The sequence below is a fragment of the Streptococcus sp. FSL W8-0197 genome, from assembly GCF_037963785.1.
Classification (GTDB): Bacteria; Bacillota; Bacilli; order Lactobacillales; family Streptococcaceae; genus Streptococcus; species Streptococcus oralis_CQ.
In genome coordinates, this window is sequence record NZ_CP150168.1 from 410,254 (window position 1) to 435,865 (window position 25,612).

Consider the following 25,612-nt stretch of genomic DNA (forward strand, 5'->3'; position numbering starts at 1 on the left):
GCAATGAGAGATTTCATTAAAAAGGTCTCCATATTGTTTATCATTTTATTTTTATCTGTTCCATTAGCCTTAATGGGACAGCTGCTTGGTAGTGCTGCAGCAAATGAAGGCGGTAGTGCTATTGAAGTAGGTGGAAATACAAAGATAACACAAAATGGATGTTCCCGTAAAATTGAAAAAACAGAGAAGATTGCTTGGTCAGTTCCAAGACAGCCTATTGACCTTGTTATCTTGCAGGATGCGAGTGGATCGTTTAGTAAAACAATTCCAAATGTTAAGAATGCTTTGAAACGATTGACAACGTATGTCAATGCAGAAGACTATGATGAGAAAAATCCTCACTTGGTTAAAACGAACGAAGAAAAAACAACAGACCGAGTATTTGTTGCCTCATATCAGGGGTTGGATCAAGTTCGTTACTTTAACAGCGACGATTTTACAGGTCAGCCTAATGTATACACCGATCCGGATACAACAGGGAAACACTATACCTATGGGAATAGTGGTTTAACTAGCAATCAACAAACAATTCATGGCTTTATTGATAATATTGCTGTTGAAGGTGGTACCCCAACTGTTCCTGCGATTGATGATACGATTGCAGCATACAACAGAGTTAAAGGGAATATGGAAAACGGTCGTAAGACAGTCTTTCTTTTAATTACTGATGGTATTGCAAATGGTTATCGTCCTCAAGGAAGTAACAATGTCGTTATGGACAAGAGCTGGACTCGTAATTCAGCCCTCCAACGTGCTTGGGGAGTCGATAGCTATCCTGAAGCATCACAGGATATTGTGGGTCGTGCAAATGAACTTAAAGCGGCGGGAGATAAACTGAAAGCGACTGTAGGAGATAAGGGCTCGGTTGTTATTGGTTTCTGGGAACGTGTAGAAGGATTTACTGAGAAGTATTACCAATACGGAGATGCCTATCTAAACGGATTTGGAAATGCACTAAATATTGGTGATAATCGTTCTGTCCAAACTATTTTCCATGAAGCTTTGCAATCAATGGCTTCTCCAGATAAGGAAGTGAATGGTAAGAATACTTCCTTCTATGTTAATGAACAAAGTGACATTACTAGATTTTCAAATCGAATTTTGGAATCTGTAATGGCGGCCTTAATCAAGGAAGATATCACTGGTGAGTTTGATATTACACCAGGTTACAAAGTTGATGCCATCCGTATCAATGGTAAGAAAATTGTGTCGGAAGTCAAAGACTCGACAAAAGAAGTTCGTGGTAAAATTACACAAAACGGAGATAAAGTTACTATCTCTGTACCAGAGAGTGTCTTTAACCCAGGTGACAATAAATTTGACTACGATTTGAGCAAGGAAGCTCACGCTGAACAAGTTGATGAGGATGATGAACAAGATCCTCCTGCAGACTATCAGCCTGTTAAAGAGAAAGTTCCAGTTCCTGAATTGACTGGTAAGTTTAAAGTTGGTAACTTTGAAACCCAAACAATCGGTGGACACAAAGAAGAAGTAGAAGTTCAAAAGCTAGAATACTGTTACCCAAGTGCTACTAAGAAAATTGTAGACCAAGATCAAAGCAATGATACTGGTACTATTGAAGATCCGCTTCAATTAACCAAAAAACCATCCTATGCAGCGAACTTGTCTGCCAAAGATGAAACATTTACTTATACAGTAGATTACAACTTCAACAACGCTCCATATGAGTTCAAGAAAAATGTTATGCTGACTGACCCTCTTGACTATCGTTTAGAAGTTGTAGGTCATCATGCTTCTGGACCACAAGGTCAAATCTTGACTCGTGTAGTGAAACAAAATGACGATCTCGGAAACGAACGTGATGTTGTTGTTGCTGATGTACCAAGTGTGAATGGTTATGAATACTTAGTGCTTCAAAAAGCTAAAATGACCATTACCGTTCGCTTGAAGGAGCAATATCGCAATAATCAAGCGAGCAAAGAATTTATGGCCCTTCTTCAGGATAATGATGGTTTCGGTTTGCTGAACCAGGGTAATATCATGTGGAATGGTGAGGATAATAATCCTGATCCAAGTAACCATGCTAAAACAGCTGACAAACCAAGTACAATTCGACGCTCAAACCCAGTCTATGTCAAACCACCAGTCGAGACAGAAGTTACAAAGAAGGTCAATGATAAGGAACATGAAAATCTTAAGAAAGAAGAAGAACTCTTCGAGTACAAGGTGACTGTTCCATGGCCAGGCATTGCAGATACATTCAGCCTTACGGATACAGTTGTTTCAGAGTTGGAAGTTCAGGCAGATAGCTTGAATGTAAAACTTGGTGAAAAAGATAATACTGAGTTGAAAACTGCTACAAAAGTTGAAGGTCAAACTGTTTCACTGACTCTTGATAAAACTCAACTTGAAAAAATCTCACGTAAGGTAACGCGTCGTAAAACTAAAGATGTTCAATACCTTGAATTGACCTTCAAGGCTAAGATTCGTCCGGGTGCTGACCTTTCTAAATATAAGGAAGATGGTCAAATTAAAGTACCTAACACGGCAGATGTTGCCTTGAATGATATCAAGAAAACATCGAATAAAGTAACGGTTACCCCACCAAAACCACAAGAACCTTCTATTGATAAGAAGATTAATGAGAACTTGGATAGCTTCCAAACGTTTGATGGGCAACCATACAACTACAACATTACAACAGCAGTACCAAGTGATGTTGCCAATTACAAGAAATTTGTGATTCGTGATACACTGGATGCTAATTTGGAACTTGCAGGCGACGTAAGTATTAAAGGTTCTGCAGCGGCCCTCTTTGATATCCACACCAATGGCCAAGAGATTACGGCAACGGTGAAGGATGGTCAGTTTGGTGAACTTGCAAAATACTCAACTGTTGAACTAGTCATTCCTGCAAAAGTTAAAAATGATGTGACAGGTACAACCATTGAAAACAAGGCTTCTATTTCCTTTACAAATGAGAATAATGTAGAGAAAGAAGTTGAATCGAAACCTGTCACCGTAACGCCACCTCCTGTAACGAAGAAGATCAATGAAACCCTTGATCACTTAGATATCGCGACAGGTCAAGCGTATAACTACAACATTAAGACAAAACTTCCAACAGATATTACAGATTACAAGAAATTTGTGATTACAGATACACTTGAAGGAGATTTGTCAGTTATCAATGAAACTTCAAGCAAACCAGTTATCAAAGGAGCAGCTGCAGCCTTCTTCGATGTAACAGTTGAGGGTCAAACCGTGACTGCAACGATGAAGGACTTTGCGAACGCTACAGCTCTTGCTGGTCAAGAAGTGGAATTGATTATTCCGGCTAAGATCAATGATGGAGTGACTCGTATCAACATTCCAAATACTGCGAAGTTCAGCTTCACAGATAAGAACGATCATAGCGGAGAAAAAGAAACGAGACCGGTCACAGTAACCCCTCCATCAGAACCAGGTGTTGATAAGAAAATCAACGAAACACTGACAGAAGCAACAATCGGGGCAGAAACCGACTTTACTTATAATATCAAAGCGAAATTGCCAAATGATATTACAACATACAAGTCCTTCGTTGTAACAGATACCTTGGATGAGAACTTGACTCCAGGTCAAGCTGAAATCAAGGGAGCGGCCGCGAAATTCTTCGATGTAACAGTTCAAGGTCAAACCGTGACTGCAACTATGAAAGATTTTGCGAATGCGGGTGACTTTGGTAACCAAGAAGTAGAACTCGTGATTCATGCCAAAGTGAAGAAAGACTCAAAAGTTCCATCTATTGAGAACAAAGCTAAGATTACTTATACCAACAAGAATGACCAACAAGGTGAGAAAGAAACCAAACCGGTTACTGTCACTCCACCGCCAATCACTAAGAAGGTGAATGGTCAGGAACATGCAGATCTTGGTAAGTTATCAGAAGTCTTCACTTATACGATTGAGTCAACAGTTCCACATGTGGCAGATACCTTCACCATTTCAGATGATATCGTCAAAGAATTGGCATTTGAAGGGGAAGCAACTGTCACTGTTGATGGACAAGCTGTTCAAGACCTCACTGTAACAACAGAAGGTCAACGTTTGACGGTCACATTTGGTAAAGAGCAAGTGAAACAATATGCTGGTAAAGCAGTCCAAGTTTCATTTAAGGCTAAGGTGAAGGAAGGCATTACCTTTGATGCACTCTTAGCGGCTTATCCAAATGAATCAAAAGACAAGCCGGTAGTACCAAATACTGCTAGCTACATCATTAATGATAATCCTGATTCTAAGAAAGAATCAAAACCAGTTACCGTTACACCACCACCAACCACTACTCCAGAGCTTAAGAAGGAAGTAAACGGAGCAGAACGTTATGATCTTGCAAAACGTAATGAAGAGTTTACTTATACTTTGAAAACAACAATGCCTGCCAGCGCAACTGTGTTTGAGATGACAGACGAGTTGAAAGAAGTTCTAGAATTTGTTGGTGAGAATGCTTCAGCCACTGTTAAACTTGATGGTGAGGATGCAGGATCGAAGGCGACAGTGACACTTTCTGGTCAAGTCATCAAAGTTGCCTTTACAGAAGCTTCTGTCAAAGCAGATGCAGGTAAGACTATTGAAGTAAACTTCAAGGCTAAAATCAGAGATAATGCCAACTTATCAGCTTATGTGAATAAAGATGGTAAGACAGAGATTCCGAATAAGGCTTCTTACGACATCGATCACAATCCGAAATATCACAAGGATTCGAACGAAGTCCCAGTAACGCCTCCAACACCAGACGAGCCAGAGATCAAGAAGGATGTGAACGGCAAGGCAGAAGAAACCCTCGCAAAACGTGATGAAGTCTTCACATACAACGTGAAAACAACAGTAGCGCAAGATGCGACAGCCTTCAGCGTAACCGATAAGATCGAAGATGTTCTTGAATTCGCAGGAACTTCAAGTGCTAAATTGAATGGTCAAGCGCTTGATGCTAGCCAAATCAAGGTAGAAGGTCAAACCATTACCTTGACGCTTACAGAAGAACAAGTAAAAGCCAATGGCGGTCAAGCAGTTGAATTAACATTCGACGCGAAGATCAAAGCGGGTGCGAACTTGTCTGCGTATGTGAAGGAAGACGGCCGTACACAGATTCCGAATAAGGCTTCTTATGACGCAAGCTTCCCGCACAAACCAGGAGTGCACAAGGACTCTAACGAAGTCCCAGTAACTCCACCAACACCAGAAGTGCCAGAAATCAAGAAAGATGTGAACGGCAAAGAAGCTGAAACTCTTGACAAACGTGACCAAGTCTTCACTTACAACGTGAAAACAAGAGTAGCGCAAGATGCGACAGCCTTCTCAGTCACAGATACACTAGTAGACGTTCTTGAATTCGCAGGAACTTCAAGTGCTAAATTGAATGGTCAAGCGCTTGAGGCTAGCCAAATCAAGGTAGACGGTCAAACCATTACCTTGACGCTTACAGAAGAACAAGTCAAAGCCAATGGCGGTCAAGCAGTTGAATTAACATTCGACGCTAAGATCAAAGCTGGTGCGAACTTGTCAGCTTACCTATCAGAAGATAAGACTGTGAAAGTTCCTAACAAGGCAGCTTACAAGGCAGATCTTCCAAACAAACCAGGCTTTACGAAAGACTCTAATGAAGTCCCAGTAACGCCACCAACACCAGAAGAACCAGAAATCAAGAAAGATGTGAACGGCAAAGAAGCTGAAACTCTTGACAAACGTGACCAAGTCTTCACTTACAACGTGAAAACAACAGTAGCGCAAGATGCGACAGCCTTCTCAGTCACAGATACACTAGTAGACGTTCTTGAATTCGCAGGAACTTCAAGTGCTAAATTGAATGGTCAAGCTCTTGAAGCAAGCCAAATCAAGGTAGAAGGTCAAACCATCACCTTGACACTTACAGAAGAACAAGTCAAAGCCAATGGCGGTCAAGCAGTTGAATTGACGTTCGACGCCAAGATCAAAGCCGGCGCAAACTTGTCTGCATATGTGAAGGAAGACGGCCGTACACAGATTCCGAATAAGGCTTCTTATGACGCAAGCTTCCCACACAAACCAGGTGTGCACAAGGATTCGAACGAAGTCCCAGTAACGCCACCAACACCAGACGAGCCAGAGATCAAGAAAGATGTGAACGGCAAGGAATCTGCAACACTTGCGAAACGTGATGAAGTCTTCACATACAACGTGAAAACAAGAGTAGCGCAAGATGCGACAGCCTTCGCGGTAACGGATACACTAGTGGACGTTCTTGAATTCGCAGGAACTTCAAGTGCTAAATTGAATGGTCAAGCTCTTGATGCAAGTCAAATCAAGGTAGAAGGTCAAACGATTACCTTGACGCTTACAGAAGACCAAGTGAAAGCCAATGGCGGTCAAGCTGTGGAGTTGAGCTTTACTGCTAAGATTAAAGCGGGCGCGAACTTGTCTGCATATGTGAAGGAAGACGGCCGTACACAGATTCCGAATAAGGCTTCTTATGACGCAAGCTTCCCACACAAACCAGGAGTGCACAAGGATTCGAACGAAGTCCCAGTAACGCCACCAACACCAGACGAGCCAGAAATCAAGAAAGATGTGAATGGCAAAGAATCAGCAACACTTGCGAAACGTGATGAAGTCTTCACTTACAACGTGAAAACAAGCGTAGCTCAAGATGCGACAGCCTTCTCAGTCACAGATACACTAGTAGACGTTCTTGAATTCGCAGGAACTTCAAGTGCTAAATTGAATGGTCAAGCTCTTGATGCAAGTCAAATCAAGGTAGAAGGTCAAACCATTACCTTGTCGCTTACAGAAGAACAAGTAAAAGCCAATGGCGGTCAAGCAGTTGAATTAACATTCGAAGCCAAGATCAAAGCCGGCGCAAACTTGTCTGCATATGTGAAGGCAGACGGCCGTACACAGATTCCAAATAAGGCTTCTTACGACGCAAGCTTCCCACACAAACCAGGAGTGCACAAGGACTCTAACGAAGTCCCAGTAACGCCACCAACACCAGACGAACCAGAAATCAAGAAAGATGTGAATACTAAAGCTGAGGAAACCCTCGCTGATCGTGACCAAATTTTCACTTACAACGTGAAAACAAGTGTTCCAACAGATGCGACAGCCTTCAGTGTAAGCGATACACTTGAATCTGTTCTTGATTATGCAGGTTCAGTAAAAGCGAGCTTGAATGGTCAAGCCCTTGATGTAAATCAAATCAAGGTAGAAGGTCAAACCATTACCTTGACGCTTACAGAAGACCAAGTGAAAGCCAATGGCGGTCAAGCTGTGGAATTGAGCTTCACTGCGAAGATTAAAGCGGGAGCTGATTTGACTCCATATCTAACAGATCGTGGATTCACTGTTCCAAATACAGCTTCTTATGATGCGAAGTTCCCACACAAACCAGGGCTACACAAAGATTCGAATAAAGTTCCGGTTATCGTTCCAAAAGAACCAGAACCAGAAATTACGAAGAAAATCAATCGTACCTTGGACCACTTGGATGTGGAATACGATGCACCTTACATGTACAATGTCAATACAGCTTTACCAAAAGATATTGATAAGTACAAAGAGTTCACCGTAACGGATACTCTGGAATCTGTTTTGGCAATAGCTGATACGCCAGTAGCCTATGTGGATGGTCGTGATGCAAATGGAGCTCTTGAAACAAGTGTTAAGGGAAATACCGTCACTGTAAAAGTGAAAGATTTCGCTCGACTAAAAGGCTTCAAAGAGATTCAATTGTACATCCCAGCTAAACTCAAAGCGAATAGCGATCTGAAAGCTTATAAGGACCAATTGGTACCAAACAAAGCAACTGTCAACTTCAAGGATGCCAATGGTCAATCTGGCAGCAAGAAATCAAAACCGGTAACGGTGAAACCACGTGACCCAGAAAAACCAACAGATCCGACACCAGGTGAACCTGCTAAGACAGTTGGACCAGAAAATGGATCAACACCAGGGACTTCATACAACTTGCCAAATGCAACAGATACTTTCCGCTTCGATATCACTACTCCGGTTCCAACGGATCCAGTGGATGAAAATGGAAATGCCAAGAAAGATCGATATGGTCGTCTTGTCAAGACAGATTTGACGAACTTCACGATCAGTGATGAAATCCATTCAGTTTTGAAAGTCAATAAAGACCGCATCGCTCTTAAAGTTGAAAACGCTCAGTTTGACAAGCTCAAAGCAGCTCTTCAAGCCCAAGTTGAACAGGCAGAGAAGGAACTGAAAGCTTTGACAGGTAAGTCAACTGATGAGACCTCAACAGAGAATAACAAGAAGGAAGACCTAAAAGCGGCGGAAGCTAAAGTGGCTGAATTGAAAGCGAAGTTGGAAGCAGCTAAGGCAGCGCAACCAGCTAAACCAGCTGAAGCGGAAACGCCGGCTACTCCAGCTACATCTGATTCTTCTGCAACAGAAGATAAGAAACCTGCTGACACCGAAACAAATCAAAATCTTGCAAGCCTAGAGGCAGAGTTGAAAGCAGCTAAAGAAAACTTGGCTAAGCTTCAAGCATCAGCGGAGAAAGAAGCAGAATTAGTACCAGCTGATAAGAAACAACAACAAGAGAAACTTGAAAATGAAATCAAGAACCTGAAAGAAGCTCAAACTAAGCTTCAAGTGGCTATTGATAAATTGAGTAAGGTTTCAAATGATCGTAGTGAATTAGTAGGTAAAGAGTTGGAAGCAATTGCCACTGTTACTTACGATGAATCTCAAAACATTGTAACTCTTGAAATCAGCGATAAGGATGTTCTCGAAGCCTTGAAGGGAAGTAAAGTAACTCTCGTTCTTTATACCAACTTCAGAGAAGGAACAGATTTTGCACAATTCGCGACAGGTGTACCAAATACGGCAAAAGTAAGCTTTAACGATAAATCAAAAACTACCAACAAGGTTGTGGTGACACCACCGGTTCCGGTAACGCCACCAGCTCCAAATATCCCACCAGCAGAGGGGGATATTCCGAAAAAACCAACAGAACCAGGTAAAACATTGCCAAATACAGGTTCTGAAGTTTCTACAGTTCTTGAAGTACTTGCAGCCCTTACTCTAGGACTTGCTGGACTTCTAGTTTGGAAGCGTAAAGCTGAACGTTAGTATCATATAGTAAGAGGAGAGTAGAAAAATTTACTCTTCTCCTTACTGTATATTGAAAGTGTTAAGGGAAAAAATAATGAGTAGAAAAAAATTATTAAAGTTAGGGATTTCTATACTTGCTTTAAATGCTCTTGGAGTAGCAACTTATCATGTAGCTCCTGACTTGTATCGAATTCCAACAGTGCATGCAGAAGAGACTCCGGCAGAAGATGAAGAAATTCCAGACGGACAAGAGCGAAACATTGCAAATACGTTCAAAAGAATGCTCAATAATATAGAATCTTCGATTAAGGATTATACAGATAATCCAGAAGAGGAGAATAAAGAACTCCTAGAGGGTGATGTAGAAGAAGCAAAGAATTTTTTTGCGACTGCAAAGAAGGCAATGAAGAGTCCAGAAGGTCAAAAAAGTTTTGCGGCACTTGAAGCTCGTTACAATGAGTTGAAAGCCAAGGCTGAGGCGCTTCTCTCAGGGGGAGATTTAAAAGAAGAACATCAAGAAGTCACAACTACTGAGGAGATTCCTTACCCATCTCGTACAGAAAACAATGCAGACCTCGCCGAAGGTACTCGAAAGGTAAAACAAGCAGGAGAAAAAGGTCAGAAGAAAGTTGTTTGGGATGTTACTTTGGTAAATGGCGTTGAGAAAAAACGTGATAGAAAGAGCCAAACAGTAATTAAAGAACCAGTAGAAGAAATCATCGAAGTTGGAACTAAGAAAACAGGTGTAGAAACCAAAGAAACAGTGACTGTAGAGGAGAAAGTTGCTTTCAAAGAAGAAACGAAAGTAGACCCAGCACTGGATAAAGGTCAAACACGTGTTGAAGAAGGTGAAGAAGGTATTGATGAAGTCACTTATGAAGTGACAAAAGTGGATGGTGTTGAAAAATCTCGTAAAGAAGTTTCACGCAAGACTAAGAAAGCTGCAAAAAACAAGATTACCTATACCGGTGGGAAAGCTGTTGTAACGACTAAGGAAGAAACAAAGACAGAAGAAGTTGCCTTCCAAACTAAGGAAGTCACAAATTCTGAACTTCCAGAAGGAAGTCGTCAAGTGAAGACAGCTGGTAAGAAGGGTGTTCGCACCATTGTTTATACAGTGACTTACACAGACGGAAAAGAAACAGGTCGTGTTGAGAAATCCAACACAATCACCACTCCAGCAGTAGATGAGATCGTTGAAGTAGGAACTAAGAAAGTAGTAGCTCCAGTAGTTACAACGAAGGAAGAAACAAAGACAGAAGAAGTTGCCTTCCAAACTAAGGAAGTCACAAATCCAGATCTTCCAGAAGGAAGTCGTCAAGTGAAGACAGCTGGTAAGAAGGGTGCCCGCACCATTGTTTACACAGTTACCTACACAGACGGCGTTGAAACAGGTCGTGTTGAGAAATCCAACACAATCACCACTCCAGCAGTAGATGAGATCGTTGAAGTAGGAACTAAGAAAGTAGTAGCTCCGGTAGTTACAACGAAGGAAGAAACAAAGACAGAAGAAGTTGCCTTCCAAACTAAGGAAGTCACAAATTCTGAACTTCCAGAAGGAACTCATGTAGTGAAAGCTGCTGGTAAGAAGGGTGTTCGCACCATCGTTTACACAGTTACCTACACAGACGGAGTAGAAACAGGTCGTGTTGAGAAATCCAACACAATCACTACTCCAGCAGTAGACGAAGTTGTCGAAGTTGGAATTAAGAAAGTAACTTCTACAACAACCAACGGTAATAAGAATGATACTGCAACAACAGGGAACCAAGCTGAAAGCACTAAGAAAGAAGAAACTGCAAGCCAAGATAAGAAAGTTCTACCAAGCACAGGTACAGCTTCTACCAGTCTTCTTTCAATGATTGGTTTATTTATCGCCGGTCTAGTAGGCTTTGTCGTTCGTAAGAAGGACTAAGGCTCTCTAATTGTACAAAAGCATCTTTTGTACCAGAAATACTAAAAAGAACTCAGAATTTATTCTTGGGTTCTTTCTTTATAAAAATTAAATATATTAATGTTTATGCGTAGCTCGAGTACGTTATGAAACTCATAAAGTGATAATAGGATTAACTATAAAACAGTTATTCACATAGTGTAAACGCCTTTTCTAAAATTTTGATATTTTAATTATTCTCACCTAAAATTGACAATCTGGAAATACAAAAAAGTAAATATTTTTTTATATCTGCTTTCAATTTCCCTTTCTTTGTGTTAGAATGAGATGAACATTTCTTTTGAAATGATTAAATAATCATTTTTAATTTTGGAGGTACATTATGAAATGGAAAAATCGCATGAGAATGCCTTTTTCTACTATTTTCAGTAGAAAAAAACAGGCTTTTCTCGGACTAGTCGTTTTACTTTTTTCTATTTTTCTTCTTCCGCTTCAATCTTATGCGGCTTTAGAAGAAATAAAAAATGGAACGGATATCTCAACCTTAGATATTCGTAAGTTTAATTTGAACATCAACAATTTTAGTGTTTTATCTAAATCACAGGCTGTTGATCAGTTTCATTTATCGAATCCCCACTATGAATATCTCTGGGGTGGTGCCTATCCAGGCGAGATGGAGAACTTTACTCTTAAAGTAGATAAAAGTAAAAAACAGGATCAAGTTTTTGAAAATCCTCTTTCTCTAAAATTCACAAATATTGGGACAGTCAATGGTAAGCAAGTAGATGCTTATCTAAATTTCAATAAAGTAACCCTACACTATCTTAATACTGCTCAGGCAGAATCTGAAATGAATAGTGCTCAAAAATCTACTGTTGAATTTTTCTCAATTTCTGAATTATGGGAAAGCAGTGCTTTTGAAATTGGTAATGTTCCTTACGTAGATGCGAATCATGATTACATCATGAATAAAGCATTTTGGATTGATGCTGATGTAACAGCCGAGTTGAGTTATGCAGATGGTTCAGAGACAGATTTGAAGTTGGTCATGAAACCAACAGACATCGATGCAATGGATGCAAACAACTTGAAGGAAACCTTCTATATTAAAGATTATCAAAATGATGTTAATCTTCGTTTGATGAACAATGCCAATGTTTTGAAACAGGAGGACCAAGGAGAACGAACTGCTTGGATTGCGACTCAGATTACAAGTGGTAGCTATTCTGAGAACAATATCTCTGGTTTCGCCCTTCGATCGAATAGTAATAGGATGAATTTTGCTTATTCATCAACAGAGGTTGCTTCGGCCGTCTTTGGTCTCTATATTGAAAAAATTGATCCGAGCCCTGTTCTAGAAGTAGATCCTACAGAGATTCCAGCTAAAGAGGGGCAAAATATCACTTATAAAGCAACGTTTAAAGTTCCGGTTCCTGGCAAAGATCTTTTAGCAACGCCTTCATCTATCGAAATGGTTCAGAATTTTGATGAGCGCCTTGATTATCAAGGACTTAAAGTGGAATCAGGTGGAGTGACTCTACAGGAAGGGCGTGATTATACTATTGAAAAGAATGGTCAAACTGTTACTGTTAAAATGACACCTGAATACATAAAAGCGAATTCTTCTGCTGAAATTATTGTAACTTATAATACTACTACAAACAAAAAAGTGGAAGAAAAGGGACCTGAAAAAATTAACAACACTGTAACCTTGCATGTTGATAACTTATCAGCTCCTTCTAATCAGGTGAGCACTGCTCTTCTTTACGAAAAACACCATGAATTTGTCAGTGGAACTCCAGGTAAAGAGTTGCCACAAGAAGTGAAAGATTTGCTTCCAGCAACAGAAAAGAATTTACCTAATGGCAGTCAAGTAACGCCAACACAACCAAGTCAAACGGAAGTTAAGACAACGGAAGGTACATGGAGCTTCAAGTCCTATGACAAGGCATCAGAAACTATCAATGGAGCGGATGCCCACTTTATCGGCACTTGGGAATTCACCCCAGCGCCAACCTATAAGGCAACTCACGAGTTTGTCAGCGGAACTCCAGGTAAAGAACTTCCACAAGAAGTGAAAACCCTACTTCCAGCAGATCAAACAGACTTGAAAGATGGCAGTCAAGCAACGCCAACACAACCAAGTCAAACAGAAGTTAAGACAACTGAAGGTACTTGGAGCTTTAAGTCCTATGACAAGGCATCAGAAACTATCAATGGAGCAGACGCACACTTCGTAGGCACTTGGGAATTCACCCCAGCACCAACTTACAAGGCAACACACGAATTTGTCAGCGGAACGCCAGGAAAAGAACTTCCGAAAGAAGTGAAAACCTTGCTTCCAGCAGACCAAACAGACTTGAAAGATGGTAGTCAAGCGACTCCGACTCAACCAAGTCAAACAGAAGTGAAGACCGCAGAAGGTACATGGAGCTTCAAGTCCTATGACAAGGCATCAGAAACTATCAATGGAGCGGATGCCCACTTTATCGGTACTTGGGAATTCACCCCAGCACCAACTTACAAGGCAACACACGAATTTGTCAGCGGAACGCCAGGAAAAGAACTTCCGCAAGAAGTGAAGGCCCTTCTTCCAGCAGACCAAACAAACTTGAAAGATGGCAGCCAAGCAACACCAACACAACCAAGTCAAACAGAAGTGAAGACGGCAGAAGGTACGTGGAGCTTCAAGTCCTATGACAAGGCATCAGAAACTATCAATGGAGCGGATGCCCACTTTATCGGTACTTGGGAATTCACCCCAGCACCAACTTACAAGGCAACACACGAATTTGTCAGCGGAACGCCAGGCAAAGAACTTCCGCAAGAAGTGAAATCCTTGCTTCCAGCAGACCAAACAAACTTGAAAGATGGCAGCCAAGCAACACCAACACAACCAAGTCAAACAGAAGTGAAGACGGCAGAAGGTACGTGGAGCTTCAAGTCCTATGACAAGGCATCAGAAACCATCAATGGAGCGGATGCTCACTTTGTCGGTACTTGGGAATTTACCCCAGCACCAACTTACAAGGCAACACATGAATTTGTCAGCGGAACGCCAGGAAAAGAACTTCCGCAAGAAGTGAAATCCTTGCTTCCATCAGACCAAACAGACTTGAAAGACGGTAGTCAAGCGACTCCGACTCAACCAAGTCAAACTGAGGTTAAGACAGCAGAGGGCACATGGAGCTTCAAGTCCTACGACAAGACATCGGAAACAATTAATGGATCAGATGTTAAGTTTGTAGGCACATGGGAATTCACAGCAAGCCCGGTTCCAACAGTGACTCATAAAGCAGTTCACGAGTTTGTCAGCGGAACTCCAGGCAAAGAACTTCCACAAGAAGTGAAAACCTTGCTTCCAGCAGACCAAACAGACTTGAAGGACGGCAGCCAAGTAACTCCAACTCAACCAAGTCAAACAGAAGTGAAGACCACAGAAGGTACATGGAGCTTTAAGTCCTACGATAAGACTTCTGAAACTATTAATGGGGCAGATGTTAAGTTTGTAGGCACATGGGAATTTACAGCAAGCCCAGTTCCAACAGTGACTCATAAAGCAGTTCACGAGTTTGTTAGCGGAACCCCAGGTAAAGAACTTCCACAAGAAGTGAAAGCCTTACTTCCAGCAGACCAAACAGACTTGAAAGATGGCAGCCAAGCAACGCCAACGCAACCAAGTCAAACAGAGGTTAAGACAGCAGAAGGCACATGGAGCTTCAAGTCTTATGACAAGACATCTGAAACAATTAATGGATCAGATGTTAAGTTTATAGGGACATGGGAATTTACAGCAACTCCAGTTCCAACAGTGACTCATAAAGCAGTTCACGAGTTTGTCAGCGGAACTCCAGGTAAAGAACTTCCACAAGAAGTGAAAGCCTTGCTTCCAGCAGACCAAACAAACTTGAAAGATGGCAGCCAAGCAACGCCAACGAAACCAAGTCAAACAGAAGTGAAGACAGCAGAAGGCACATGGAGCTTCAAGTCCTACGATAAGACATCGGAAACCATTAATGGAGCAGATGTTAAGTTTATAGGTACATGGGAATTTACAGCAACTCCAGTTCCAACAGTGACTCATAAAGCAGTTCACGAGTTTGTTAGCGGAACTCCAGGTAAAGAACTTCCACAAGAAGTGAAAGCCTTGCTTCCAGCAGACCAAACAAACTTGAAAGATGGCAGCAAAGTAACGCCAACGCAACCAAGTCAAACAGAAGTGAAGACGGCAGAAGGTACATGGAGCTTCAAGTCATACGACAAGACTTCAGAGACCGTCAACGGTTCAGATGTTAAATTTGTAGGGACATGGGAATTTACGGCGAGCCCAGCACCAACAGTGACTCATAAAGCAGTTCATGAGTTTGTCAGCGGAACTCCAGGTAAAGAGCTTCCACAAGAAGTGAAAACCTTGCTTCCATCAGATCAAACAGACTTGAAAGATGGTAGCCAAGCGACTCCGACGCAACCAAGTCAAACAGAGGTTAAGACAGCAGAAGGTACATGGAGCTTTAAGTCTTATGACAAGGCATCAGAAACCATCAATGGAGCGGATGCCCACTTCGTCGGTACTTGGGAATTTACCCCGGCAACAAATAAAGATTCTGGAAATAATAGCAAACCAGAAGAAGGAAGTAGTCAAACTAAGGCCTTGTTACCAAACACAGGCTCAGCAGTATCTGGTCTTCTTTCAATCATCGGTCTTGCCTTTGCAAGCCTAGCAGCTTTTATCCTTCGCAAGAAAGATTAAGCCACTCTTAGGAAATAACAAAATGACTTCTTAATTCCTGAGTCTAAGAAGAGAGAACGAGAAATCGTTCTCTCTTTTTCGTTTTATACGCTTGTTTAATTTCTTATCTAATCTACGGCTTTTTCAGACTTAAAAGGAAATACCAAGTAGATGAGAAGTAAGTTTCTAGGTCTGTAGACTGATTTTTAGCACTCTTAACAAAAGAGTGCTAATTTTTTGAGTTTTTGTCTTGACATTCTCTTCTAAGGGTGTATAATAGAATCATGAGTTAGCACTCGGATGTATGGAGTGCTAAGCGATCGGACAGAGAGGAGTGATGAGATGGTTACAGAGCGTCAGCAGGATATTTTAAATCTGATTATTGACATCTTTACCAAAACGCACGAACCTGTCGGATCCAAGGCGCTACAAGAGTCTATTAATTCTAGTAGTGCTACCATTCGTAATGATATGGCGGCTCTAGAGAAGCAGGGTTTGCTTGAGAAGGCTCATACCTCAAGCGGTCGGATGCCAAGTGTTGCTGGTTTTCAGTACTATGTGAAACACTCGCTGGCTTTTGACAGACTGGCTGAGAATGAGGTTTATGAGATTGTCAAAGCCTTTGATCAGGAATTCTTCAAATTGGAGGATATTCTGCAAGAAGCTGCTAATCTACTGGCAGACCTGAGTGACTGCACGGTAGTAGCACTGGATGTTGAACCGAGCAAGCAACGGTTGACAGCCTTTGATATCGTTGTTTTGGGGCAACATACAGCTTTGGCAGTATTTACCCTAGACGAGTCCCGAACGGTTACCAGTCAATTTCTGATTCCAAGGAACTTCTTGCAGGAAGATTTGCTGAAACTGAAGAGCATCATTCAGGAACGTTTCTTAGGACACACTGTTCTAGATATTCACTACAAGATTCGGACGGAGATTCCGCAGATTATCCAGCGTTACTTTACAACAACGGACAATGTCATGGATCTCTTTGAACACATTTTTAAAGAAATGTTCAACGAAAACATTGTGGTGTCGGGCAAAGTCAATCTCTTGAATTTTGCCAATCTAGCAGCCTATCAGTTCTTTGACCAACCGCAAAAAGTGGCTCTGGAGATTCGTGAGGGTCTGCATGAAGATCAAATGCAAAATGTCCGTGTTGCGGACAGTCAGGAATCCTGTCTAGCTGACTTGGCGGTGATTAGTAGCAAGTTCCTTATTCCTTATCGAGGTTTTGGAATTTTGGCGATTATCGGTCCGGTCAATCTGGATTACCAGCAATTGGTCAACCAAGTCAATGTGGTCAATCGTGTTTTGACCATGAAGTTGACAGATTTTTATCGCTACCTCAGCAGTAATCATTATGAAGTAAATTAATTTTGAAATCATTAAAGGAGGCGAACATGGCCCGAGATAAAAAAAACGAAGAAATGAAAGAAGAGGAAGTTGTGGAAACAACTGAAGAAACAACTCCTGAGAAGTCTGAGTTGGACTTGGCAAATGAACGTGCGGATGAGTTCGAAAACAAATACCTTCGCGCTCATGCAGAAATGCAAAATATTCAACGCCGTGCCAATGAAGAACGTCAAAACTTGCAACGTTATCGTAGCCAAGATCTGGCAAAAGCAATTTTACCGTCGCTTGACAACTTAGAACGTGCACTAGCAGTTGAAGGTTTGACAGACGACGTCAAAAAAGGATTGGAGATGGTGCAAGAGAGCTTGATTCACGCTTTGAAAGAAGAAGGAATCGAAGAAATTGCAGCTGACGGTGAATTTGACCATAACTATCACATGGCCATCCAAACTCTCCCAGCAGACGATGAACACCCAGCAGACACCATCGCACAAGTCTTCCAAAAAGGCTACAAACTCCATGAACGTATCCTACGCCCAGCTATGGTAGTAGTATATAACTAGGCTAGAGAACTTAAGAACTTGTCCGAAACGACAATAAACTATGAAGAAAGATAAAAAGCAAGCCGGAGGCTTGCAAGGAAGATATTGCCCGCCGTGGTAAAAGTTTCAGTAGTTTTTGCTACTGAAACAGGGGATTTTTGAGACAATAGGCTCAAAAATAAGTGATGAAATCCCGAAGGGAGTTGCTCACGTCCCCACCACTTAAGGGGAATATCAAGAAAATCAAAATTCGAATTAAAATTTAAGGAGAAAAACACATGTCTAAAATTATCGGTATTGACTTAGGTACAACAAACTCAGCAGTTGCAGTTCTTGAAGGAACTGAAAGCAAAATCATCGCAAACCCAGAAGGAAACCGCACAACTCCATCTGTAGTTTCATTCAAAAACGGCGAAATCATCGTTGGTGATGCTGCAAAACGTCAAGCAGTTACAAACCCAGATACAGTAATCTCTATCAAATCTAAGATGGGAACTTCTGAAAAAGTTTCTGCAAATGGAAAAGAATACACTCCACAAGAAATCTCAGCTATGATTCTTCAATACTTGAAAGGTTACGCTGAAGAATACCTTGGTGAAAAAGTAACCAAAGCAGTTATCACAGTCCCAGCTTACTTCAACGACGCTCAACGTCAAGCAACAAAAGACGCTGGTAAAATCGCTGGTCTTGAAGTAGAACGTATTGTCAACGAACCAACTGCAGCAGCTCTTGCTTACGGTTTGGACAAGACTGACAAAGAAGAAAAAATCTTGGTATTCGACCTTGGTGGTGGTACATTCGACGTATCTATCCTTGAATTGGGTGACGGTGTATTCGATGTATTGTCAACTGCAGGGGACAACAAACTCGGTGGTGATGACTTTGACCAAAAAATCATCGACCACTTGGTAGCAGAATTCAAGAAAGAAAACGGTATTGACTTGTCTACTGACAAGATGGCAATGCAACGTTTGAAAGATGCAGCTGAAAAAGCTAAGAAAGACCTTTCTGGTGTAACTTCAACACAAATCAGCTTGCCATTCATCACTGCTGGTGAAGCTGGACCTCTTCACTTGGAAATGACCTTGACTCGTGCTAAATTTGACGATTTGACTCGTGACCTTGTTGAACGTACAAAAGTTCCAGTTCGTCAAGCCCTTTCAGATGCAGGTTTGAGCTTGTCAGAAATCGACGAAGTTATCCTTGTTGGTGGTTCAACTCGTATCCCAGCCGTTGTTGAAGCTGTGAAAGCTGAAACTGGTAAAGAACCAAACAAATCAGTAAACCCTGATGAAGTAGTTGCTATGGGTGCTGCGATTCAAGGTGGTGTCATCACTGGTGATGTGAAAGACGTTGTCCTTCTTGACGTAACACCATTGTCACTTGGTATCGAAACAATGGGTGGAGTATTTACAAAACTTATCGATCGCAACACAACAATCCCAACATCTAAATCACAAGTCTTCTCAACAGCAGCAGACAACCAACCAGCCGTTGATATCCACGTTCTTCAAGGTGAACGCCCAATGGCAGCAGATAACAAGACTCTTGGACGCTTCCAATTGACAGACATCCCAGCTGCACCTCGTGGAATTCCTCAAATCGAAGTAACATTTGATATCGACAAGAACGGTATCGTATCTGTTAAGGCTAAAGATCTTGGAACTCAAAAAGAACAAACAATTGTTATCCAATCAAACTCAGGTTTGACAGATGAAGAAATCGACCGCATGATGAAAGATGCAGAAGCAAATGCTGAAGCAGATAAAAAACGTAAAGAAGAAGTAGACCTTCGTAACGAAGTTGACCAAGCAATCTTTGCGACTGAAAAGACAATTAAGGAAACTGAAGGTAAAGGCTTCGATGCAGAACGTGATGCTGCCCAAGCTGCACTTGATGAGCTTAAGAAAGCTCAAGAAGACAACAACTTGGACGAAATGAAAGCGAAACTCGAAGCATTGAACGAAAAAGCTCAAGGACTTGCTGTTAAACTCTACGAACAAGCCGCAGCAGCCCAACAAGCTCAAGCAGGAGCAGAAGGCGCACAAGCAACAGGAAACGCAGGCGATGACGTCGTAGACGGAGAGTTTACGGAGAAATAAAATAGTCCAGTGGACTATTTTATCCCGAGCTTGAAAATCGGAGAGCGAGGTCGTTAAGAATGAGGAATCACTAAAGTGATTGTCATTCTACTGCAATCGCTATGGCGACTTGCTAAAAGCCTTGCTCGTTCAAAAAAAGTATAATCGACTTTGCTTTTGAATGTCGTAATGATAGGAAGAAATCCAGAGGTTGCAACCCAGCCTCTGTTTTTCGGTAAAAAGGGGCTAAACCCAATTTATTTGAGTTTTTATCATCAATATGAAAGAAAGGAATTGAACCCGACCTAGATTGAGGTTTTGTTCCGCAATATTAACAGAAAGGAATAAGGGTGTTCGTAATTGAACTCGAGCGGAAAGCTTGGAAATTAGATAAACCTCCTAAGAAATCAGGATTTCTTGTCGGTTTCCTAAATTTCAGTCGCTTTCTGTTCGCTCTTAGTATCTTGTATGAACAATACTGAATTTTATGATCGTCTGGGGGTGTCAAAAAACGCTTCGGCAGACGAGATCAAAAAGGCTTATCGTAAGCTTTCCAAAAAATATCACCCAGATATCAACAAGGAGCCTGGCGCTGAGGAAAAATACAAGGAAGTTCAAGAAGCTTATGAGACTTTGAGTGACGACCAAAAACGTGCGGCCTACGACCAGTATGGTGCTGCAGGTGCCAACGGTGGCTTTGGTGGTGCTGGTGGTTTCGGTGGCTTTGACGGAGCAGGTGGCTTCGGTGGTTTTGAAGATATCTTCTCAAGTTTTTTCGGGGGAGGCGGAGCTTCACGCAATCCAAACGCTCCTCGTCAAGGAGATGACCTCCAGTATCGTGTGAACTTGACCTTTGAAGAAGCTATCTTCGGAACAGAAAAGGAAGTTAAGTACAACCGTGAAGCCAGCTGTCGTACATGTAATGGATCTGGTGCTAAGCCAGGGACAAGTCCAGTCACTTGTGGACGCTGTCATGGTGCTGGTGTTATTAACGTTGATACGCAGACTCCTCTTGGTATGATGCGCCGTCAAGTAACCTGTGATGTCTGTCATGGTCGCGGAAAAGAAATTAAAGATCCATGTACAACTTGTCATGGAACAGGTCATGAAAAACAAGCTCATAGCGTACATGTAAAAATCCCTGCTGGTGTGGAAACAGGCCAACAAATCCGCCTCGCTGGTCAAGGTGAAGCAGGCTTTAACGGTGGACCTTATGGTGACTTGTATGTAGTAGTTTCTGTAGAAGCCAGCGACAAGTTTGAACGTGAAGGAACAACTATTTTCTACAAGTTAAATCTTAATATTGTCCAAGCTGCTCTTGGAGATACTGTTGAAATTCCAACCGTGCATGGAGATGTTGAATTGGTTATCCCAGAAGGAACACAGACTGGCAAGAAATTCCGTCTACGTGGCAAGGGAGCACCGAGCCTTCGTGGCGGTGCCGTTGGTGACCAATACGTTACTGTTAATGTCGTGACTCCGACAGGTTTGAACGACCGCCAAAAAGCTGCGCTTAAAGAATTCGCAGCTGCAGGGGACTTGAAAGTCAATCCAAAGAAAAAAGGCTTCTTTGACCATATAAAAGATGCCTTTGAAGGAGAATAAAGTAAAAAGAGCCGAGTGGCTCTTTTTTGTTACCATTAAAAATTTAGTGTCGAAAAATCATTTTCCAGTTAGTCTACTATTTATACTTTTGAGTGAGCAAGCCAGCTGCATCCATCTCCTGAATGAGTTGCTTAAGTTCCGCTTCTTTACCAGGTTTCACAGTGACAGTATCGATATGTTTGATCGCCGAATTATCCTGAATATCCACTAAGGTCAAAGCTTTTTCATAGAATGCAATTCCCTTTTTAAGACTTTCCTGATCTTTCCAATTTAGAATTGTGTAAGAAGATTTTGATTTCTTTCCTTTTTCTTGGAAATACTTCTCGCCCTCCTCCTCCAAAAATTGTATTAAACCGTGATTGAACAAGTTGTCTCCTACCTTATAGTATGAAATATCCCCTGCCTGTAGGACATAGACTTCCAGTCGGTTTTTGGTGAGTTTTGGACTTTCTTTTAGGACGGGGTGACTATTGATGACCTCGTCTGAGAAAGTAACATAAAAATCTAGGCCTCCACCCTCGTATTGATAGTGTCCATCCGATTCGACTTTCTCGGGAGGGAGGTCAAGGGAGATAAAGATTTGTTTTAAGGCTTCATTCCCCTCACGGATGTCACTCGGTGACGCCTTGAAAAGATTGGCCACTAGTAGAAATGCCAAGGCTACAAGAAGGCAGAGGCAGCCGCAAGGGATCGCGATGACCTTCGCTAGAACTTTTACAAACTGTTTCATTTTCATTCCTCTTCTTTGTTTGGACTTGACAACCTAAAATGGATTTAAGGAAAGTTGGAGGCTTTCTTATACTTGTTTTTCTTCTTGGAGGATCGCCATTCTGGTTTGGAAATCTTTTTCTAAAACTTTGAATTTGTAGGTTAAATCTTTTTGGTATTCCTTGATAAGGGCTTTTTGTTGGTCGATGATTTGTAGGCTGTTTTGGATGATATCCAAATCATCCTTGATAGCTTGGACGCGGTCAGTTGTATCTAGCACTTCATCCTGAATGGCTTGGCGATTTTTTACGACAAAATAACTTCCAGCAGCAGCTCCTGCGAATAGCAGTAGATTTGATAGTTTCATGGCATCTCCTTAAGCGTTTTTAATGGTTTCAGCGACTTGGGCAAGTTTGTCAAAGTCAGGTTCGTGGGCGATAAAGTCAATCTTGAGGTCATCTTCTGCACCGTAGCGAGGTACGAGGTGTACATGGGTATGAAAGACCGTTTGACCAGCGATTTCCTCGCAGTTGGCAATGATATTCATGCCAACAGCCTTGGTAGCCTTCATGACTTTTTGAGCCACTGTTGGTACTTGGGCAAAGAGTTGGCTGGCGCTGGTAGCGTCCATCTCTAAAAGATTGCGATAGTGCTCTTTGGGTACAATGAGGGTGTGCCCAGGCGTTACTTGAGAGATATCAAGAAAGGCAAGAACCTGCTCATCTTCGTATACTTTTGAAGCAGGAATTTCCCCTGCGATGATCTTACAAAAAATGCAATCTGACATAAAATCCACCTCTACTGTATTGAATTTTGATATAATATAGCTACATTATACCAGATTCGGAGAAAATATGTTAGAAATTAAAAACCTGACAGGAGGCTATGTTCACGTCCCTGTCTTGAAAGATGTGTCCTTTACCGTTGAAAGTGGGCAGTTGGTCGGTTTGATTGGGCTCAACGGTGCTGGGAAATCAACGACAATCAATGAGATTATTGGTCTGTTGACACCTTACAGTGGGGAAATCAAGATTAACGGTCTCACCCTGCGAGAAGATGCGACCAACTATCGCAAGCAGATTGGCTATATCCCAGAAACGCCTAGTCTGTATGAGGAATTGACCCTCAGAGAGCATATCGAGACGGTTGCCATGGCCTATGGTATTGAGCAAAAAGTGGCTTTTGAGCGAGTAGAATCTTTGTTAAAAATGTTTCGTTTGGATCAAAAATTAGACTGGTTCCCAGTGCATTTTTCCAAAGGGATGAAGCAGAAGGTCATGATTATCTGTGCCTTTGTCGTAGATCCGAGTCTTTTCATCGTTGATGAGCCTTTCCTTGGGCTCGATCCTTTGGCCATTTCTGACTTGATCCAGCTTTTGGAAGTGGAAAAGCAAAAAGGCAAGTCCATTCTCATGAGTACCCACGTGCTAGACTCAGCGGAAAAGATGTGTGATGCCTTTGTCATTCTCCACAAGGGGGAGGTGCGGGCTCAGGGGAACCTCCAGCAACTGCGGGATGCTTTTGCCATGCCTGAAGCGAGTTTGAATGATATTTACTTGGCTCTGACCAAAGAGGAGGAGCTATGAAAGACTTGTTTTTAAAGAGAAAGCAGGCTTTTCGTAAGGAGTGTCTTGGTTATCTGCGTTATGTTCTAAATGACCATTTTGTCTTGTTCCTGCTAGTTCTCATCGGTTTTCTAGCTTACCAGTACAGTCAACTCCTGCAAGATTTTCCTGAAAATCATTGGCCTATCCTCTTGTTTTTGGGGATTGTCTCTGCCTTGCTTTTAGCTTGGGGAGGAATCGCGACCTACATGGAAGGACCGGATAAACTCTTTCTCTTAGTCAGTGAAGAGGAGGTCAAGTTGTACCTCAAAGGGCAGACGTCGCGTTCATTGGTTTTCTGGACAATTGTTCAAACCCTCTTTTTACTCTTGTTTGCACCCTTGTTTTTAGCCATGGGCTATGGCTTGCCAGTCTTTCTTGTCTATGTGCTTTTATTAGGAGCTGGGAAATACCTCCTCTTTCGGCACAAAGCTAGTAAATTTTTCACTGAAACTGGACTGGACTGGGACTATGTCATTGCCCAAGAAAGCAAGCGCAAGCAAGTCTTGCTTCGTTTCTTTGCTCTCTTTACTCAGGTCAAGGGCGTTTCAAACAGTGTCAAGCGTCGCGCTTATCTGGATTTCATCCTAAAGACTGTTCAAAAGGTGCCAGGGAAGATCTGGCAAAACCTCTATCTTCGCTCTTATCTGCGAAATGGAGACCTCTTTGCCCTCAGTCTCCGCCTCTTACTCCTATCCTTGTTAGCTGTGATTTTTATCGAACAGTCTTGGATTGCGACAGCAGTAGTTGTCCTGTTTAATTACCTTATGCTCTTCCAGTTGTTGGCTCTCTATCGTGCTTTTGACTACCAGTACTTGACCCAGCTTTTTCCTTTAGAAAAGGGTGAAAAAGAGAAAGGACTACAGGAAGTTATCCGAGGATTGACATGTTTTGTTTTATTAGTTCAACTGATAGTTGGTTTGATTACCCTCCAAGAAAAACTAGCCCTTCTAGCCCTGCTTGGAGCTGGACTGGTTTTACAAGTCTTGTATTTGCCTTATCAGGTAAAACGTCAGATGCAGGATTAATCTTACTTATAGGACACTAAAAAAGAAGTTGAGTTCTGTCTCAGCTTCTTTTATTTTCTACAAGATAATAGTTGGTCCGTAGAGACTTAGTTTGGTTTTGACTTGGTCAAAGTGGAAACGGTCATAGGCCCGCCAAGCGGCGCGAGTGGGAGCATCTGGATTGAGAGCGCTGAGACCCAGGAGAAGACTGGAAGTCTGGTAAAATTTTTCCAGCTCAATCAAGAATCGATTATCCACTGTTTCAGCCTTCGCTAGAAAGTCAAGGATATTGTCCAGCTGCTCCTGAAAGCGGATATCGTCAGCTGTTGCCTGTTTGCAGACTTGGTAGGCTTTGTTTAAGTCAGTAATCAAAGTCTGAGCTATTTTGATTGGGTCTGTATCTGTCATGAGAATGCCTCCTTTGTGCTGGTTTTAAAGTTGTTTCAAGTGATTGTCTTTCTATAATCATAGTCTATCACTTTTAACTCTTTTTCTACTTTCAAATCTTTAATTATCATTGAAATTTCCTGAATGGTTATTGCAGGATTTTATGATAAAATAATTGTAAGATTATCATAGTTATTTTTTAGATACTTCGACACTTTAGGAATTTTTGAGAACCGTTTAGGATTTGGTGAAAAATAGTTTCTAGATTTATGCTATCCTCTTTTTAGGAGGTTTTATCCATGAACTACATTATCATCCAAAAAGAGAAAGAAATTTTCAAATTAAACATAGAGGATATCTACTATATCCAAACGCATCCAAACAAAGCCCATACCGTACAGATTGTTACAGAAAACGCTAGCTTTGATCTATTTCAAAATTTAAGCAATCTTGAGAAACAATATGGGGAAACCTTGACGAGATGTCATCGAAATTGTCTGGTTAACCTTGAACGGCTAAAATCCATGGATATCCAATCAAAGACTCTTTTTCTTGGAGAAGAAGGTCGATATGCTGTTCAGTGTGCCAGACGTCGCTATAGAGACATTCGCCAAAAATGGTTGAAAGAAGGAGAGTAAGAAG

Annotated in this window: 14 protein-coding genes; 10 read left to right on the forward strand and 4 right to left on the reverse strand. The window is 41.7% G+C overall.

Annotation, left to right across the window (positions count from 1 at the left end; genetic code table 11):
• The first annotated feature begins 3 nt into the window (after positions 1–3).
• The 7 genes from NYE79_RS02165 (at position 4) to dnaJ (ending at position 21,264) form a co-directional block, all read left to right on the forward strand.
• Positions 4–9,075, forward strand: coding sequence for an isopeptide-forming domain-containing fimbrial protein (locus NYE79_RS02165; RefSeq protein WP_339293754.1), 9,072 nt, complete (start codon positions 4–6; stop codon positions 9,073–9,075).
• A 76-nt stretch (positions 9,076–9,151) separates the two neighbouring features.
• Entirely contained in the window at positions 9,152–10,972 is a 1,821-nt protein-coding gene (locus tag NYE79_RS02170; protein WP_339293755.1) for a G5 domain-containing protein, read from the forward strand.
• A gap of 361 nt (positions 10,973–11,333) precedes the next feature.
• Complete coding sequence (locus NYE79_RS02175; RefSeq protein WP_339293756.1) at positions 11,334–15,701, forward strand: LPXTG-anchored SHIRT domain periscope protein; 4,368 nt, start codon at positions 11,334–11,336, stop codon at positions 15,699–15,701.
• Between the two features lie 321 nt (positions 15,702–16,022).
• A complete protein-coding gene (hrcA, locus tag NYE79_RS02180) occupies positions 16,023–17,057 on the forward strand; it encodes a heat-inducible transcriptional repressor HrcA (protein ID WP_339293757.1) in 1,035 nt (344 codons plus the stop codon).
• A gap of 26 nt (positions 17,058–17,083) precedes the next feature.
• Entirely contained in the window at positions 17,084–17,599 is a 516-nt protein-coding gene (grpE, locus tag NYE79_RS02185) for a nucleotide exchange factor GrpE (RefSeq protein ID WP_339293758.1), read from the forward strand.
• 257 nt (positions 17,600–17,856) lie between these two features.
• The gene (gene dnaK, locus NYE79_RS02190) at positions 17,857–19,680 is read left to right on the forward strand and encodes a molecular chaperone DnaK (protein WP_042902036.1); all 1,824 of its coding nucleotides are present in this window, start codon (positions 17,857–17,859) and stop codon (positions 19,678–19,680) included.
• 447 nt (positions 19,681–20,127) lie between these two features.
• Positions 20,128–21,264, forward strand: a complete 1,137-nt coding sequence (dnaJ, locus tag NYE79_RS02195) for a molecular chaperone DnaJ (protein ID WP_001066312.1) — start codon at positions 20,128–20,130, stop codon at positions 21,262–21,264.
• Between the two features lie 76 nt (positions 21,265–21,340).
• Here dnaJ and NYE79_RS02200 read toward each other — a convergent pair whose 3' ends face one another.
• The 3 genes from NYE79_RS02200 to NYE79_RS02210 all read right to left on the reverse strand — a co-directional run bounded on the left by NYE79_RS02200 (position 21,341) and on the right by NYE79_RS02210 (position 22,759).
• The gene (locus NYE79_RS02200; protein ID WP_185758138.1) at positions 21,341–21,994 is read right to left on the reverse strand and encodes a hypothetical protein; all 654 of its coding nucleotides are present in this window, start codon (positions 21,992–21,994) and stop codon (positions 21,341–21,343) included.
• Positions 21,995–22,060: 66 nt separating this feature from the next.
• Positions 22,061–22,339 (reverse strand): hypothetical protein, encoded by a 279-nt coding sequence (locus NYE79_RS02205; RefSeq protein ID WP_125384973.1) that lies wholly within the window; start codon positions 22,337–22,339, stop codon positions 22,061–22,063.
• A gap of 9 nt (positions 22,340–22,348) precedes the next feature.
• Positions 22,349–22,759, reverse strand: coding sequence for an HIT family protein (locus tag NYE79_RS02210; RefSeq protein WP_125384974.1), 411 nt, complete (start codon positions 22,757–22,759; stop codon positions 22,349–22,351).
• Positions 22,760–22,826: 67 nt separating this feature from the next.
• Between NYE79_RS02210 and NYE79_RS02215 the strand changes: the two genes are divergently transcribed.
• Positions 22,827–23,558, forward strand: coding sequence for an ABC transporter ATP-binding protein (locus tag NYE79_RS02215; protein WP_101800368.1), 732 nt, complete (start codon positions 22,827–22,829; stop codon positions 23,556–23,558).
• Positions 23,555–24,604: an ABC transporter permease gene (locus NYE79_RS02220; RefSeq protein ID WP_101800369.1), complete on the forward strand. Its 1,050-nt coding sequence runs from the start codon at positions 23,555–23,557 to the stop codon at positions 24,602–24,604. The genes NYE79_RS02215 and NYE79_RS02220 overlap by 4 nt, the downstream gene beginning before the upstream one ends.
• Positions 24,605–24,661: 57 nt before the next feature.
• Here the strand turns inward: NYE79_RS02220 and NYE79_RS02225 are convergent, their stop codons facing one another.
• Positions 24,662–24,991 carry a helicase BlpT gene (locus tag NYE79_RS02225; RefSeq protein WP_101800370.1) on the reverse strand — a complete coding sequence of 110 codons (330 nt, stop codon included), beginning with the start codon at positions 24,989–24,991 and terminating at the stop codon, positions 24,662–24,664.
• A 278-nt stretch (positions 24,992–25,269) separates the two neighbouring features.
• Between NYE79_RS02225 and NYE79_RS02230 the strand changes: the two genes are divergently transcribed.
• Entirely contained in the window at positions 25,270–25,608 is a 339-nt protein-coding gene (locus NYE79_RS02230; RefSeq protein ID WP_101800371.1) for a LytTR family DNA-binding domain-containing protein, read from the forward strand.
• Positions 25,609–25,612 lie beyond the last annotated feature (4 nt).

Coding starts and splice junctions, on each gene's coding strand:
- NYE79_RS02225 (WP_101800370.1), bottom strand. CDS start 24,991: ATGACAGATACAGACCCAATCAAAATAGCTCAGACTTTGATTACTGAC.
- NYE79_RS02205 (WP_125384973.1), bottom strand. CDS start 22,339: ATGAAACTATCAAATCTACTGCTATTCGCAGGAGCTGCTGCTGGAAGT.
- grpE (WP_339293758.1), top strand. CDS start 17,084: ATGGCCCGAGATAAAAAAAACGAAGAAATGAAAGAAGAGGAAGTTGTG.
- NYE79_RS02220 (WP_101800369.1), top strand. CDS start 23,555: ATGAAAGACTTGTTTTTAAAGAGAAAGCAGGCTTTTCGTAAGGAGTGT.
- NYE79_RS02170 (WP_339293755.1), top strand. CDS start 9,152: ATGAGTAGAAAAAAATTATTAAAGTTAGGGATTTCTATACTTGCTTTA.
- NYE79_RS02215 (WP_101800368.1), top strand. CDS start 22,827: ATGTTAGAAATTAAAAACCTGACAGGAGGCTATGTTCACGTCCCTGTC.
- NYE79_RS02165 (WP_339293754.1), top strand. CDS start 4: ATGAGAGATTTCATTAAAAAGGTCTCCATATTGTTTATCATTTTATTT.
- NYE79_RS02210 (WP_125384974.1), bottom strand. CDS start 22,759: ATGTCAGATTGCATTTTTTGTAAGATCATCGCAGGGGAAATTCCTGCT.
- NYE79_RS02230 (WP_101800371.1), top strand. CDS start 25,270: ATGAACTACATTATCATCCAAAAAGAGAAAGAAATTTTCAAATTAAAC.
- NYE79_RS02200 (WP_185758138.1), bottom strand. CDS start 21,994: ATGAAACAGTTTGTAAAAGTTCTAGCGAAGGTCATCGCGATCCCTTGC.
- hrcA (WP_339293757.1), top strand. CDS start 16,023: ATGGTTACAGAGCGTCAGCAGGATATTTTAAATCTGATTATTGACATC.
- NYE79_RS02175 (WP_339293756.1), top strand. CDS start 11,334: ATGAAATGGAAAAATCGCATGAGAATGCCTTTTTCTACTATTTTCAGT.
- dnaK (WP_042902036.1), top strand. CDS start 17,857: ATGTCTAAAATTATCGGTATTGACTTAGGTACAACAAACTCAGCAGTT.
- dnaJ (WP_001066312.1), top strand. CDS start 20,128: ATGAACAATACTGAATTTTATGATCGTCTGGGGGTGTCAAAAAACGCT.